Here is a 14,805-nt window from a genome sequence, read left to right as displayed (position 1 = left end):
GCGGCACGATCCGCCGTTGACGGCCGGTCACCGGTCGCCGGCGTTACCATCTCCACCCATGACCGCAGGTTACGGGCGCGCACGGCAGAACGAGATCTACACGGCCGGGGTGCACCGGCGAAAGCCGCGTGTATAAACGGATTTCGCCGAGCTCGAGCGACGCGCGAGACGTGCGATGTCGGCGCGTGCGTGGGCGTACATCGGCGGTGGCGCCGGTGAGGGACGCACCATGGCCGCCAACCGCGCGGCACTCGACCGCTGGGCGATCGTGCCGCGCATCCTGCGGGATGTCTCGCAGCGCAACCTCGGGGTCGAATTGTTCGGTCGCCGCATCCCGGCGCCGGTGTTGTTCGCGCCGGTCGGCGCCGGTTCGCTCGCCGCACCCGACGCCGACGCCCTCATCGGCCGTGCGGCCGCGGAACTCGGTGTCCCCTACATCTTGTCGAATCAGGCGAGCGTCTCGATGGAAGACGTCGCGGCCGCGATGGACGACACGAGCGCCGGGGCGCCGCGCTGGTTCCAGCTGTACTGGTCCACCGACGACGACCTCGTCGACAGTCTCCTAAAGCGCGCGGCGGCCATCCGCGCCGAGGCCGTCGTCGTCACCCTGGACACGACGATGCTCGGGTGGCGGCCGCAGGACCTGAACCTGGGTTCGCTGCCGTTCGCGCAGGGTGAGGGCATCGCCCAGTACACGTCCGACCGCAGGTTCGTCGACATCGTCGCCGAACGGCTACGTGGCGCTGCTGACGAACGTCCGGAGATCTCCCTCGGCGCGATCGCCACCCTCTTCTCCATCACCCGCAACGCCCCGGGCCGGTTCCTGCAGAACCTGCGGTCGCCGCAACCGCGTGCCGCGGTGCAGACCTTCCTCGACATCTACTCGCGACCGTCGCTGAACTGGGACGATCTTGCCGGCCTGCGCGCCCGCACCGCTCTTCCGATCGTGCTGAAGGGCGTGCTGCACCCCGACGATGCGCGTCGTGCCGTGGACGCCGGGGTGGACGGCATCATCGTCTCCAACCACGGCGGTCGGCAGGTCGACGGCGCGATCAGCACGATCGACGCCCTCGACGCCATCGCGCCGGTCGTCGACGGTCGCATCAAGGTCCTCGTCGACTCCGGGATCTACACCGGTTCCGACGTGTTCAAGGCGCTCGCCCTCGGGGCCGACGCCGCCTGCATCGGACGACCGCATATGTACGGCCTGGCGCTCGCGGGAGCCGACGGTGCCCGCGACGCGGTCGCCGACATCATCGCCGAACTGGACCTCACGCTCGGACTGTCCGGGCACACCGACGTCGCCGACCTCGACCGCGAGGCGCTGCGCCGGCTGTAGGCCGTCTGATCCGAGAGAAGCGACCCACTGCTCCCTAATCGAAAGAAGCCAATAACTCCTGCTCCCTGAGGTGCGAGGAGCGGAGCGACGAGCCTCGAAGGGTCAGACCAGGGGCCGCCCGGTGCGCATGCGCCAGCGGACGTCGGCGAGCAGGACGTTGAACGGGAATGCGCGCACCCACTTCGGGGCCCGCGTGATGATCGCGCGCAGGACCGCGTTGTGCTTGTCGAAGTACAGCTCCTGCCACGGCGAGAGCTGGACGCGCATCTTGCGGCGGAAGTTCTCCGGCAGGAAGCCGATGGCCATGATCTCGAAATGCCAGCCGAGGAGCCGCGAGATCACCGGGCCGAGGAACTCGGCGCGCGCGATCGACATCAGGTACTCGCGGATGGTGTCGTCGATCTCGAGCGTCTCGACCGTGTCGTTCCAGTAGGTCTCGAAATCCTCGCGGGTGGCGGGCCACATCTCGCGGGGGACCTGCAGCGTCGTGCCCAGAACGGCGCCGGCCTGGTAGCGCTCGTCGGTCACCTCGGTGACCCCGCCGAAGATGCGATGGACGTCCTCGGTGCCTCGGTACAGACACGCGGCGACCCACAACTGCAGCTTCGGATCGAAGGCGTTGTACTTCACCGGGCTGTCGGCGGTCGAACGGACCTGCGCGTGGGCCTTGCCGATGGCCTTGCGGTAGGCCTTTCTGTCCTTGGCGCTACCGAGTCCGGCGACGGCGAGGTAACTCAGCGTGGTACGACCGCGCTTCATCGGATGCTTGAACAGGTTTCCCGAATCCACGCGGCTCTCGTACACGCCGTACCCGACGGCGGGGAGGCTGAGCTGCATGATCACGTTCGCGGCGCCGGCGATCACGCCGATGCCGAGCGGATCGAGGTCGCTGGTGGGGAGCGCGTCGAGCTCTGCGCCGGACATACGGGCGGAGGAGGGGAGGAACTCGGTGTCGGGGCGCTCCGCGGTGAGAAACTCCTGCACTTCGGCGGTCACATCCGTCACCGGTTGTGCTGACAGTGCCGAACTTCCACTGGTGATAGGCTCCGTTGCCATCGAACACCCCTCCTGCTCGAATTCTGGAAACGTCTGTTTCCCGTTTTATGACACACGTAACTTACCGGGGTGTCAAGATAGGAATCATGGGACGAGCACCATCGACCCCGGACAGCCGATCCGGTGCGGACTCCGACGCGGCCGGCACGCTTCGGGCCTACGGCGGCGAGGGCGGCGACACCCGGGTCGCGCGGCGTCGATCAGCCCTCATCGATGCAGGGTTGGACCTGCTCGGCGCCGATGACGTGGGCGCGGTGACCGTACGCGGCGTGTGTCGGCAGGCAGGCCTCACGGCGCGCTACTTCTACGAGAGCTTCGAATCCGTCGATCAGCTGGTCGGCGTCATGTACGACGAGGTCATCGAAGAGATCGCGCAAGCCAGTCTGGCAGCCTTCTCCGAGGGGGCCAGCATGCGTGCGAAGGTCGCCGGTGCGGTGTCGGCGATCGTCGACGTCATCGACGCGGACCGCCGCAAAGGCAGGCTGCTCTTCTCGCAGGCGCTGTTGAGTCCGGTGATCGCGGCCAAGCGGATGGAGTCGACGACGCTGTTCGCCGGCCTCACCCTGCAGAGCACGTCGGCGATTCTCGACGTCCACGTCGGGCCGGCGGCAGCGGTCGGCGTTGCGCACTACCAGGTCGGCGGACTCAGCCGGTTGCTCGCGGCGTGGCTCGAGGGTGAGGTCGAACTCGGCAAGGCCGACGTGGTGGATCTGAGCATCGCGCTGCTCGTCTCACCCGCCGAGATGCTCGAGAAGAGTCTCTCGCGTCGCACCGGCGATGCGGAGTAGGTCCGCATGTCGGGATATGTTTGATGGCATGAGTGGCGGAACCGGCGAAGCAGACATCCGTCCGGCGACGCGGCCACTGGGCGGCTGGCGGGATTACGGCGAGCCCGAACTGCCGGTCCCGTTGGCGGCGGCGCTGGCGGCGTTCGCCGAACAGGGCTACCACGGGACCTCGGTCCGGGAGATCGCCGCGCGGGCCAATCTGTCGGTGCCAGGGCTCTATCACCACTACCCGTCGAAGCAGTCGTTGCTGCAGGGGCTTCTCGAACGGACAATGACCGACCTCCTGGCACGCTCGGAGGCCGCGATCGTCGAGGCAGGTCCCGAGCCGATCCGGCAGTTCGACGCCGTTGTCGAGTCGCTTCTGCGGTTCCACATGTATCGCCGCGAGCAGGCGTTCGTCGGTTCCACCGAGATCCGCAGCCTCGACGACAACTACCGGCCCACCTACATCGGACACCGGGACCGCCAGCAGCGGATGGTCGACGTGATCGTCTTCGCGGGCGTCGAAACGGGTGAGTTCACCACCGAGTATCCGAAAGATGCGGCGCGTGCCGTGGCCACCATGTGCGTCGGGGTGTCCACCTGGTTCAAGCTCGACGGTCTGCTGGGTCCGGACGAACTCATCGCGCGCAATCTCCAGATGGCCCGCGCGCTGGTCGGGTATCGCACACCCTGACGGCCGTCGCGCAGGGCGCCGTCTGCTGGGCCGCTTGACCCGGCGGGTATCGCCTGGCAAGGTATGCAACGCCGAGCGATCGATCGGTCGGTGTTCGGGGATCCCCACCCTGCTCATGCGTTAAGGAGTCGCCATGCCCATAGACCTGCGGCACGACGACGACGTGCTCGACGTCGTCGCGAAGACCGAGGCCTTCGTCCGCGACTACGTCCTGCCCATCGAGGACGAGGCGGCCGGTGACATCACGGCGGCCGGTGGTGACGACATCCGTCGCGAGATGAACGCCAAGGCCAAGGAGGCAGGGGTCTTCGGCCCGCATGCCCCGGTCGAGTACGGCGGACTCGGTCTCAACATGTGTGACCGCGCGCCGGTGTTCGAGGCGGCCGGGTATTCGACGTTCGGTCCGATCGCGCTGCACATCGGTGCGCCGGACGAGGGCAACGTGCACATGCTCGCGCACATCGCGAGCGAGGATCAGCGGCAGAAGTACCTCGCCCCGCTGGCCGCTGGAGATGTCCGTTCAGCGTTCGCGATGACCGAACCGGCTCCGGGCGCCGGTTCGGATCCCAACGCGCTGCGCACGGAGGCCGTCCGTGTGGACGGCGGCTGGAAGATCAACGGCGACAAGCACTTCATCACCGGCGCCGACGGTGCGGGCTTCTTCATCATCATGGCGCGGACCTCGGGCGCGCCCGGTGACCGCGGCGGCGCAACCATGTTCCTCGCGCCCGCCGATGCGCCCGGGTTGACCGTCGGGCGCCACATCAACACTATCGACAGGTCGATGATCGGCGGTCACTGCGAGGTGACCTTCACCGACCTCTTCGTTCCCGACGAGGACATCCTCGGCGAGGTGAACGAGGGTTATCGCTACGCGCAGGTCCGGCTCGGGCCGGCTCGCATGACCCACGTGATGCGCTGGCTCGGCTCGGCGAAGCGCTGCCAGGACGTCGCCGTCGACTATGTCTCACGCCGTGAGGGATTCGGTGGCCGCCTCGGAGATCTGGGCATGATCCAACAACTCGTCGCCGACAACGAGATCGACCTCGCCGCCACTCGCGCGTTGCTGCTGAAGGCCTGCCACGAGCTCGATCTGGGCAACCACGCGTCGGACGAGACATCGATCGCGAAGACCTTTGCTGCCGAAGCGTATTCGCGGATCGCCGATCGCAGCATCCAGATGTGTGGCGGGCTCGGTGTGTCCGCCGACCTCCCGCTGGCCCGCCTGTCGCAGGAACTCCGGCCGTTCCGCATCTACGACGGCCCGTCCGAGGTCCACCGGTGGGCGATCGCCCGTCGCGCCGTCGGGCGTGCGAAGAAGGCCCAGCAGGCGCTCGAGGCGAAGGCATCGGCGGGTGCCCGATGACCGCCACGGATGCAGCGCTCGACCAGGATCGCCTGCGCCGGTTGCTGATCGACAACGGGGTCGAGCCCGCAGGTGAGATGACCATCGACCTCATCAGCGGCGGCAAGTCCAATCTCACCTACACGGTCACCGACGGCGTGACCACGTGGGTGGCGCGCCGACCGCCGACCGGCGGACTGACGCCGTCGGCTCACGACATGGGCCGTGAATGGGCGGTCACGAGTGCGCTGCAGTCGACGTCGGTCCCGGTTGCGCGGACCGTCGCTTTCGACGCCGACGGCTCGGTCATCGGTGCGCCGTGCACCGTGGTGGAGTTCGTGGACGGCCGCGTCGTCCGGACCGCGGAAGACCTCGACGCCTACTCAGACGACGAGGTCGCCCGCAATCTCGATGCCTTGGTGCAGACGTTGGCCGACCTGCACGCGGTGGACTATCGCGAGGTCGGGCTCGGCGAGTTCGGTCGGCCCACGGGTTTCGCCGCCCGCCAGGTGAAACTGTGGGCGCGGCAGTGGGGGCACGTGAAGACACGAGAACTCCCCGACGTCGAGCGTCTCGTCGACGCGCTCGCCGCGCGAGTTCCGGAGCAGGCGCGAGAGTCGGTGGTGCACGGTGACTTCCGGGTCGACAACACGATCATCGACGCCGACGATCCGGCCCGGATCGCGGCGGTCGTCGACTGGGAGATGTCGACCCTCGGAGATCCGCTCACCGATGTCGCGCTGATGTGCGTCTACCGCACCGGCGCCTTCGACCAGGTTCTCGGCTTCTCCGCGGCCTGGACCAGTGACCGTTATGCGTCGGTCGACGAGATCGCTCAGAAGTATTCGACCGCAACGGGTGTCGACCTGGGTGACTGGGACTTCTACCTGGGGTTGGCGAACCTGAAGCTCGGCGTGATCGCCGAGGGGATCACCTACCGCGCACTCTCGGGGGCGTCCTCGGGAGACGGCGCCGAAAAGGCTGCCGAGGCGACGGCGGCGTTCATCGCCGACGGCCTACGCCACATCAGCTGATCGAGCAACGGCGTCAACAGAACACAGTCGCGCGGTGCGCGCATCCACAGAGGGTAGGCAATGAGTGAATCGGGCAACAACCGTTCTGCGCTGGTGACCGGGGCGTCGAGGGGGATCGGTGCGGCCATCGCCGACCGGTTCGCCGCCGACGGCTGGGACCTCACCATCAGTGCCCGTGGTCGAGAAGCGTTGGAGAAAAAGGCGGCCGAGCTTCTCGAGCGTGGCGCCGGGCGGGTGGAGGTCGTCCCCGCCGACATGACCGACGCCGACGCCATCAGCGCGCTCGGTACGGCTCATGCGGAGGCATTCGGGCGGTTCGACGCGCTGATCGTCAACGCCGGGATGGGCTCGAAGGGTGCGATCGCCGACCTCCCGGTGAAGCGATTCGACCGGCTGTATGAAGTGAATGCCCGCGCTCCCTACATCCTCCTTCAGTCCGCGCTGCCCGCCCTGCGCGCCACCGCAGAGGCCCATGGGGCCGCGAAAGTCATTGCCGAGGCGTCGATCACCGGCGTCTATCCGGAGCCGGAGCTGTCCGCCTACGGTGCCACCAAGGCGGCGCTCATCTCGTTGTGCGAGACGTTCAATCTCGAGGAGTCACGCAGCGGTGTCAGCGCGACGACGATCGCGCCGGGCTACGTCAACACCGACATGACCGACTGGCTCAAAGACCGCATTCCCGCCGACGAGATGATCACGGCCGACGACATCGCGGTGATCGCCCACTCGATCACCCAGTTGTCGCGGTACGCGGTTCTTCCGAATGTCGTCATCACCCGTCCTGGCGAGAACCTGCACCGGGCCTAGGCTCGGACCTGCCCCTGCTCCCTAATCCGAAAGATCCTCAAACCCCTGATCCCTGAGTTGCGAGGAGCGTTAGCGACGAGCCACGAAGGGCCTGGTGAGACACGTTGCGAAGCCCTTCGTGGCTCGCTTCGCTCGCACCTCAGGGAGCAGAGATGTGGATGCTGCGGAGTGTTCTTTCGTGATCCACCACGGCCGCCAGGCCGCGGATACTGAGGTGCGAGCGAAGCGAGCCTCGAAGGGCTACCGGAAGGTCGCGATCCCGCCGTCGCGGTCGGAGAGGTGACCGTGCTCGTTGAACGACACCACCGAGACGCCGCTGCGGCCGACGATCAGTTTGCTGATCGACGCGTTGACCATCGTGCGGGCCATCGCCGGCCAGGTCTCGTCGGGGATGCCCCACAACTGGGCGATCCACTGGGTGATGGTGCCGGCCGAGGACACCACGAGCACCGTCTGACCCGACCCGGCGAGCTCGGTGGCGCGGGCGGCCGCGTCGGAGACGCGCGCCTTGAACTGGGGGTAGCTCTCGGCGGGGCCGCCGTCGAGGCCGGGAGCTGCGTCGTGCTCGCCGGCCGCTATCCAGGCCGCGAGCCCCTTGTCGAGCTGTTCCTGGTAGCTGCGGCCGTCGCGATACATCTCCGGCGTGGCCTCGCCGACCAGTGCGGGCAGTGAGTACTCGTTCCACCCCGGGTCGACGTGCGGCTGAGGTTGATCGGTGTCGAAAGCCCCCAGCACGCCGCTCAGCGTCTGTTGCTGGCGCGGGAGGTCGCCACTGGCGGCTGCGGTGAAGGTGCCGATCTGCCCGGCCAGGAATCCACCGGACAGCGCGGCCTGTGTGGCCCCGGCCGTGGTGAGACCGCCGGGTCCGTTGCTCAGATCGTCGGTGGCGTCGGCGATGCCGTACGCCAATGCGTTCGCCTGACCATGACGAACCAGATAGATCACACCCATTCCTGCACCCTATGTCGGCTTCGATGAGTTCGAGGCGTCGGGCCGGTCAGTATCAGCAACCCCGAGATGTCTGGAGTGCGCCCGTGACGCCGATGCTGTTCGTCAACCTGCCCGTCGTAGACGTCGCGCGGTCTCGTCGGTTCTTCGGATCGCTCGGCTTCCACTTCGACGAGATCTTCTGCGACGTCGGGAGCGCGTGCATGAAGATCAACGACTCGGCGATGGTCGTGCTCATGCAGCGACGACGATTCGCCGGCTACGCGGCCACCGCAGTCGCCGACCCACTGCAGGGCCGCGAGTCGTTGCTGGCCATTTCCGCGGACAGCCGCGCACACGCCGACCGGCTCGCCGAAGCGGCACTCGGTTGCGGCGGCCGGGAACTCCGCGCAGCGGAGGACCTGGGCTTCATGTACTGCCGCAGTTTCTGCGACCCGGACGGTCATGCCTGGGAGATCGTGTGGATGGACCCTTCGCAGATCCCGCAGACCGCGGACGACTGATCGGCGCCGCGCGAGAACCGGACGGTCTCAGTGCCAGGGGCTCGGCGTCGTGCGTTCCGGTGCGTCGTACGGGGTCGCCGGCAGACCGAAGCGTGCGAAATCGCTCTCCATGTCGTCGCTGAAGAAGGCGACGACATGGCTGACCTTGGCTGTCTGCGGGTCGATCTCAAGTACCTGGAGCTGGAACGGTCGGTGGACACCGTCCGGTTCGCGCATGTACAGCCCGTAGGCCGGCTGCCCGTTGGCTGTGGTGGGCAGCATGATCTGATCGCCCGCCTTCTCGGCCGGACAGTTGCGACGGATGAGGGTTCCGATGTTCTCTGCGCCCTGGTACCAGCCGGTGAACGGCGGCATCTCCCAGATCGCCTTGTCGGTGAAGAGCTCCACCATCGCGTCGACGTCGTAGCGTTCAAAGGCCGACACGTAGCGGGCCAGCAGCTCCCGTTTCGCGGCGTCGTCGAGTGTCGTCGCGGCATCGACTCCGACCGAATCCTGCTGCGGGCGTGCGGTCTTGACCTGCTCGCGGGCCCGCTGCAGCAAACTGTTCACGGTGGCGGTGGTGACACCGATGGTGTCGGCGACCTCGGCGGCGCGCCACTGCAGCACGTCGCGCAGGATGAGGACTGCGCGTTGCCGTTCGGGTAGATGCTGCAGTGCCGCGATGAACGCCAGTCGTACCGACTCGCGCGCGCCGACCACGTACGCGGGGTCCGCGTCGTCACCGGGCGCGATGTCGTCGGTGGTGCCGGCATACGGCTCGAGCCAGGGCACCTCGTGGTTCTGCAGCAGGTCGTCGGTCGGGTCGAAGGCGTCGCCACCGAGGCCGGAGGGGAGGGGGCGTCGTTGTGAACTCTGCAGAGCGGTCAGACACGTGTTGGTCGCGATCTTGTGCAACCACGTGCGCACGGACGCCCGGTGGTCGAACTTCGCATAGCCCTTCCATGCGCGGAGAAAGGTCTCCTGGGCAAGGTCTTCCGCATCGTGGTGGGATCCGGTCATGCGGTAGCAGTGCGCGATGATCTCACGTCGAAAAGGCTCGCTGACCTCGAGGAACTCGGCGTCGGTCGCGGCGCTGGACTCAGCCGCGGGGCTGGTTGTGGTCATGCTCACAATCTACCGGGGTGCACCGACAGCCTCGACCCGAGTGGCCAAGCCGACCACGGTCCGCTTCTCCATCGGGTCGCAGGTCGAGCGACCGGACGTCGAACGAGTTCGGATCAGGGTGAGTGCAACCCGTGTCCGCGTCGCGCCACGGGCCTATTCTCGCCGGTGGACGCGTGTGCGACCGGTCGTCGGTGCCCGTGACCAGGGGTCGGACGGGCTTGCCGGTACGGGGCCGCGTTGCTAGCTTGATCCGCATGACAAGTGCCGACCACAGGCTCACGGAGGTCACCTACGTGACCACCGCGCTGGGCTGTCGTCTGCCGCTTGCACGCGTTCTCTGTTGTTGTCGTCGAATGCGCTGACCGACCCCGCCGAGTCAATCTCCTCCCCGGGGCGTCGCTTCTCGAGTCTCTTCTCAGAGCACCAGCTTCCGGCTTCCGCCCCGCGATCCGCGGGGTCTTTCGACGAGGACGATCATGACCGCCACACTGCCCGAACTCTCCACCCGTACCCTGCGCAACGCCCCCGCCTCTCCTGTCCGGCGTCAGCCGGTCACCCGCGCGGTGCGTCGTGCTCCTCAGGGCACGCGCCAGCCCGTACCGTTGACTTCCGTACCGCCGACTCGGACCCCGGGTCCGGTCGCCGACCGACGCGGACCAGTGAAGGGGGACCAGCGGGTGCACGTCGCAACGCCGCGCCTGGAGTTGTCGACCAAACCCGCGGCGCTCGTCCTCCGGGCCGCCCGGTTGTCCGGCCCGCTGTTCCGCGACGATGCGGCCGAGCGCACCGGGCTCAGCATCTCCACGGTCAATCGCCAGGTCAGTGCGCTGTTGAAGGCGGGATTGATCCGCGAACGGGCCGACCTTGCGCCCTCGGGCGCCATCGGGCGGCCGCGGTTGCCTTTCGAGGTCAACATCTCCGAGTTCCTCACCCTCGGTATCCACATCGGATACAAGGTCACCGCGATCACCACCCATGACCTGCTGCATCGTGTCGTCGGGGCCATCCAGATCCCTACCCCGCATGCCGTTTCACCGGAAGAAGCACTCACCGCCATCGGTGTCAGCGCACGGCGTTTCGCCGAGCGCTGGACGGGCCGGCGGGTGCTGTGGGTCGGTGTCGCGCTCGGTGGCCGTGTGGCCGAGGGCGGCATCGTCGACCACCCCCGACTCGGCTGGGAGGGCGCGCCGGTCGGCCGGACGATCGCCGAGGCCGTCGGACTGCCGGTGTCGGTTGCGTCCCACGTCGAGGCCATGGCGGCCGCCGAGCTCGTGCTCAACCCCGACGACCAGCAGTCGAGCTTCCTGTACTTCTACGCGCGCGAGATGCTCGGCATCGCGTTCAGCGTCGGCGGGACCGTGCACACGCCGACCGCGGGACCGCCGGTGATCGGTCACTTCCCGACCGGATCGACCACTTTGCTCGACCCGAACCGGACGGGGCGCCTGGAGCCCGCGGTCAGCGACACCGGGGTCGTGGAAGCGGCTCGAGCTCTTGGCCTCTCGGTAACCGACGTCGAGGATGTCCATGCGCTGGCCCGCAACGGTGACGTGACGGCACGTCGTCTGCTCGAGGAGCGGGCGGAGGTGCTCGGACGTACGGTCGGACTGATCGCCGACATCTTCAATCCCGATCACATCATCCTCGGCGGACAGGCGTTCACCGATTACGCGGCCGGCCTGCCGACGGTCGCGAAGGCCGTGCGCGAGACCTCGATCGTGAGCAAACGGGATGTGCGCGTGTCACATTCGGGAGCGACCGTGCAGCAGCAGGCCGCCGGCGCGGTGTCTCTCGACGCGATATACAGCGACCCGCTGCAAGCAATCACGTTGACTGCCTGAGCGGGTCGCGTCGACGAACCTCGGTCGGGTGGTGGTCTAATCCGAGGTTCGCTTGTTGTAGGCGCGCAGCGCGAACGGCGCGAAGATGAGCGTCAGCGCGACCGTCCAGATCAGGGTGGCGAGGACCGGATATTGCAGCGGGAGAGCCGCATCCGGACCGAATGCCGGGCCGTTACCCCACAGCACACGCAATGCCTGGACCAGTGACGACATCGGGTTCCATTCGGCGATCGTCCGGAGCCAGGTGGGCATCGGCTCGGTCGGGACGAACGCGTTCGACAGGAACGTGATCGGGAAGAGGACCGAGAACATGAAGCCGTTGACGGCCTCGACCGTCCGCAGCCACGAACCGATGAGGATGCCGAACCAGATCATCGCGAAGCCGAAGAGCAGGAGCAGCGCGAATGCGAGGACCGCCTCACCGAACGAGCCCCGGATCCGCCAGCCGATGGCCAGGCCGGTCACGGCCATGACGACGATGCCGATCGAACTGTGGAGCAGGCTGGCGATACTGCGGCCGATCAGCACCGACGATCGTTGGATGGGCAGTGACCGGAACCGGTCGATGATGCCCTTCTCGAGGTCGGCGGTGATACCCGTGGACACGATGAACGCGGTGAACACGATCGTCTGACCCATGATGCCCGGGAGCAGGAACTCCTTGTACGACGCCGAGTCGGTCTGGATCGACGCGCCGAACACGTACGCGAACAGCAGCACGAACATGATCGGCTGAATGGTCACGTCGGAGAGCATCTCCGGCATCCGTTTGGTGTGGATCATGTTGCGCTTCACCATGATCCAGGCCTGTTGCCAGATCGTGGTGGGGTGGATCCGCGGCTTGTCCGCGACCACAGCGTGGGTCTGTGCCGTGGTGGTCATCAGGAACGCTCCTCGTCGGTGGTGTTGTCGGTGTCGTCGGTGTTGCTCGACTCCTCGGCGCGGTGGCCGGTGAGGGAGAGGAAGACGTCGTCGAGGCTCGGCCGGGAGAGTCCGAAGTCGTCGACGGAGATGCCACTCTCGTCGAACCAGGCGGCGACGCGGGGCAGGTCGCCCAGGCCGGCCGCGGCTGTCGTGAGCCGGCGGGCCGCCACGTCGACGAACACCTCCGCCCCGTTCTTGCGCAACAGCGACTCGGCGGCCGTCAGGTCGTCGGCGTGCGAGACGGTCAGCACCAGGCTGGCCGAACCGGCCTGCTCCTTGAGCTGCAGTGACGTGCCGTGCGCGATGATGGTGCCCTTGTCGATGACGACGATGTCGTCGGCGAGTTGGTCGGCCTCCTCGAGATACTGCGTGGTGAGCAGCAACGTGGTTCCGTCGGCGACCAGATCGCGCAGGACGTCCCAGAGTTCGGAACGGCTGCGCGGGTCGAGGCCGGTGGTCGGCTCGTCGAGGAACAGCACCGGTGGCGTGGCCAGCAGGCTGACCGCGAGGTCGAGTCGGCGGCGCATTCCGCCGGAGTAGGACTTGACCTGTTTGTCACCGGCCTCTGAGAGGGAGAACTGCTCGAGGAGTTCCTCCGATCGACGCGCGAGGGTCTTGCGTCCGATGCCGTACAGACCGCCGATCATGCGGAGGTTCTCGCGGCCGGTCAGGATCTCGTCGACCGTGGCCGCCTGGCCGGTGAGGCCCATGTTCTGGCGGACCATCCCGGGCTGTTCCCGCACGTCGTAGCCGGCGATGCGGGCTGTCCCGCTCGTGGGCGGCGACAGGGTGGTCATCATTCGGACGGTGGTGGTCTTGCCGGCGCCGTTGGGGCCCAGCAGGCCGAGCACGGAACCCCGCGGCACGGTGAAACTGACGCCGTCGACCGCCGTGAAATCGCCGAAGCGTTTCACCAGGTCGATGGCCTCGATGGCGACATCGGCCGTCGCGACTTCTCCCGGTGCGGTGGTGGGAACTGTGACTGAGCTCATGTTTCTCCACGGTATAGAGGGGGTGTGACAGCCGCGACCGAATTACGTGGCGCGCGGGTGACGTCAGGGAACAATTCAGGGCATGTTCGGGGTGTGGCGATCTCGTACTCGAAGTCAGACCGTCTGCCCGCACCGAATTCATCGGTTGCGGGGCTGCGAATCCGACGGTCGGACCGAAACCGAGCGTAAGACTTCAAGTTGAGTTGAAGTCAACCTTTTTGAGATCCGTGCCTGCGGATGCTGGAGTCCGATATCTCCGCATCTGCGGATAGGATGTCGTCGTGACCGCTATTCGGATCAAAGACGCAGCCACCCTGCTCGGCGTCAGTGACGACACGGTTCGACGATGGGTGGCCACCGGCGTCTTGGAACAGTCCGATGGCGGACCGGTCGCCACCGTTGATGGCGCACGGCTCGCCGCGCTGGCCCGCGAGCGCGCGGTGGCACCTGACGACGGGACGTCCGTCGGACGCTCGGCGCGCAATCGGTTCACCGGTCTCGTCACCGATGTCCGCACGGACGCGGTGATGGCTCAGGTGACCCTGCAATGCGGTCCGTTCGAGGTGACGTCGTTGATGAGTGCGGACGCAGTTCACGAACTCGATCTACGACCCGGCGTCGTGGCCACGGCCGTCGTCAAGGCGACGACGGTGATCGTCGAGACCAACAGGGAGGCCAGATGAGGAGGTCCATCGTCGCGGTCGCCGCGGCCGGACTGCTGATCGTGGCAGGGTGCTCGTCCGGTGGCTCAGATGCCGGCGGGTCTGCGGCCTCGACCCTCGACATCTCGGCGGCGGCGTCGCTGAAGACGACGTTCACGGCGATCGCCGATGAGTTCGAGGCACAGTACAACGGCGTCACGGTACGACTCTCGTTCGACGGATCGTCGACGCTGGCCAACCAGATCCAGCAGGGGGCGCCGGCCGATGTGTTCGCGAGCGCCGACGAGAAGAACATGCGCAAGCTGGGTGATCTCGCCGTCGACCCGGCGGTCTTCGCCACCAACACACTCGTGATCGTCACGGCGCCGGGCAATCCCCGCGGGATCCGGTCGTTCGCCGATCTGAACAAGCCTGACGTCACAACGGTCATCTGCCAGTCGGCTCAACCGTGCGGCGCCGCGACCGAGACCGTCGAGCGCAACACCGGTGTCACCATCGACGCCGCCTCGGAGGAACAGTCGGTGAGCGCGGTGCTGACCAAGGTGACGACCGGCCAAGCGGATGCGGGCGTGGTGTATGTGACCGACGCGCGCGGAGCCGGGGACAAGGTGGCCACCGTGACCGATCCGGCATTCGCCGCCGTGGTCAACTCCTATCCGATCGCGGCGCTCGCCGGCGCCGGGGATGGCGAACTCGCCACGCAGTTCGTCGACCTCGTCCTGGGCGCGGACGGTCAGCGCATCCTGCGCGAGGCCGGGTTCGGGGCGCCTTGAGCACGGTCCTTCG

At 67.3% G+C, this 14,805-nt stretch carries 14 protein-coding genes and 1 pseudogene; 10 read left to right on the top strand and 5 right to left on the bottom strand.

What is annotated here, in order from left to right; translation table 11 throughout:
* Window positions 1-58 precede the first annotated feature (58 nt).
* A pseudogene (locus tag QAD21_RS22205) lies at window positions 59-1,339 on the top strand (alpha-hydroxy-acid oxidizing protein).
* Window positions 1,340-1,441: 102 nt separating this feature from the next.
* Here the strand turns inward: QAD21_RS22205 and QAD21_RS22200 are convergent.
* The gene (locus QAD21_RS22200) at window positions 1,442-2,395 is read right to left on the bottom strand and encodes an oxygenase MpaB family protein (RefSeq protein ID WP_165629426.1); all 954 of its coding nucleotides are present in this window, start codon (window positions 2,393-2,395) and stop codon (window positions 1,442-1,444) included.
* 86 nt (window positions 2,396-2,481) lie between these two features.
* On the opposite strand from QAD21_RS22200, the gene QAD21_RS22195 reads away from it, so the two are divergent.
* The 5 genes from QAD21_RS22195 (at window position 2,482) to QAD21_RS22175 (ending at window position 7,045) form a co-directional block, all read left to right on the top strand.
* Window positions 2,482-3,183 carry a TetR/AcrR family transcriptional regulator gene (locus tag QAD21_RS22195; protein WP_058252281.1) on the top strand — a complete coding sequence of 234 codons (702 nt, stop codon included), beginning with the start codon at window positions 2,482-2,484 and terminating at the stop codon, window positions 3,181-3,183.
* 28 nt (window positions 3,184-3,211) lie between these two features.
* A complete protein-coding gene (locus QAD21_RS22190) occupies window positions 3,212-3,859 on the top strand; it encodes a TetR/AcrR family transcriptional regulator (RefSeq protein ID WP_171011686.1) in 648 nt (215 codons plus the stop codon).
* A 133-nt stretch (window positions 3,860-3,992) separates the two neighbouring features.
* A complete protein-coding gene (locus tag QAD21_RS22185; protein ID WP_280360267.1) occupies window positions 3,993-5,225 on the top strand; it encodes an acyl-CoA dehydrogenase family protein in 1,233 nt (410 codons plus the stop codon).
* Window positions 5,222-6,238, top strand: a complete 1,017-nt coding sequence (locus QAD21_RS22180; RefSeq protein WP_280360266.1) for a phosphotransferase family protein — start codon at window positions 5,222-5,224, stop codon at window positions 6,236-6,238. The genes QAD21_RS22185 and QAD21_RS22180 overlap by 4 nt, the downstream gene beginning before the upstream one ends.
* Before the next feature lie 60 nt (window positions 6,239-6,298).
* Window positions 6,299-7,045 (top strand): SDR family oxidoreductase, encoded by a 747-nt coding sequence (locus QAD21_RS22175; RefSeq protein WP_280360265.1) that lies wholly within the window; start codon window positions 6,299-6,301, stop codon window positions 7,043-7,045.
* A 240-nt stretch (window positions 7,046-7,285) separates the two neighbouring features.
* On the opposite strand, the gene QAD21_RS22170 is transcribed toward QAD21_RS22175, so the two are convergent.
* On the bottom strand, window positions 7,286-7,996 hold the full coding sequence (locus tag QAD21_RS22170; RefSeq protein WP_068971415.1) for a histidine phosphatase family protein: 711 nt from the start codon (window positions 7,994-7,996) through the stop codon (window positions 7,286-7,288).
* Between the two features lie 83 nt (window positions 7,997-8,079).
* Between QAD21_RS22170 and QAD21_RS22165 the strand changes: the two genes are divergently transcribed.
* Window positions 8,080-8,496 carry a glyoxalase gene (locus QAD21_RS22165; protein WP_065630302.1) on the top strand — a complete coding sequence of 139 codons (417 nt, stop codon included), beginning with the start codon at window positions 8,080-8,082 and terminating at the stop codon, window positions 8,494-8,496.
* 27 nt (window positions 8,497-8,523) lie between these two features.
* Here QAD21_RS22165 and QAD21_RS22160 read toward each other — a convergent pair whose 3' ends face one another.
* The gene (locus QAD21_RS22160; protein ID WP_065630303.1) at window positions 8,524-9,600 is read right to left on the bottom strand and encodes a sigma-70 family RNA polymerase sigma factor; all 1,077 of its coding nucleotides are present in this window, start codon (window positions 9,598-9,600) and stop codon (window positions 8,524-8,526) included.
* 677 nt (window positions 9,601-10,277) lie between these two features.
* On the opposite strand from QAD21_RS22160, the gene QAD21_RS22155 reads away from it, so the two are divergent.
* Entirely contained in the window at window positions 10,278-11,441 is a 1,164-nt protein-coding gene (locus tag QAD21_RS22155) for an ROK family protein (RefSeq protein WP_068971425.1), read from the top strand.
* A gap of 36 nt (window positions 11,442-11,477) precedes the next feature.
* Here the strand turns inward: QAD21_RS22155 and QAD21_RS22150 are convergent, their stop codons facing one another.
* Entirely contained in the window at window positions 11,478-12,323 is an 846-nt protein-coding gene (locus tag QAD21_RS22150) for an ABC transporter permease (RefSeq protein WP_058252273.1), read from the bottom strand.
* Window positions 12,323-13,357 (bottom strand): ATP-binding cassette domain-containing protein, encoded by a 1,035-nt coding sequence (locus tag QAD21_RS22145; RefSeq protein WP_065630304.1) that lies wholly within the window; start codon window positions 13,355-13,357, stop codon window positions 12,323-12,325. The genes QAD21_RS22150 and QAD21_RS22145 overlap by 1 nt, the downstream gene beginning before the upstream one ends.
* A gap of 281 nt (window positions 13,358-13,638) precedes the next feature.
* On the opposite strand from QAD21_RS22145, the gene QAD21_RS22140 reads away from it, so the two are divergent.
* Together QAD21_RS22140 and modA are read left to right on the top strand one after the other, a co-directional pair.
* On the top strand, window positions 13,639-14,040 hold the full coding sequence (locus tag QAD21_RS22140) for a TOBE domain-containing protein (protein WP_068971418.1): 402 nt from the start codon (window positions 13,639-13,641) through the stop codon (window positions 14,038-14,040).
* The gene (modA, locus tag QAD21_RS22135; RefSeq protein ID WP_068971419.1) at window positions 14,037-14,792 is read left to right on the top strand and encodes a molybdate ABC transporter substrate-binding protein; all 756 of its coding nucleotides are present in this window, start codon (window positions 14,037-14,039) and stop codon (window positions 14,790-14,792) included. Before QAD21_RS22140 ends, modA begins: the two co-directional genes overlap by 4 nt.
* Window positions 14,793-14,805 lie beyond the last annotated feature (13 nt).

The organism is Gordonia sp. SMJS1, from assembly GCF_029866425.1.
Lineage (GTDB): Bacteria > Actinomycetota > Actinomycetes > Mycobacteriales > Mycobacteriaceae > Gordonia > Gordonia hongkongensis.
This window is presented reverse-complemented; position numbering and strand designations above follow the sequence as displayed.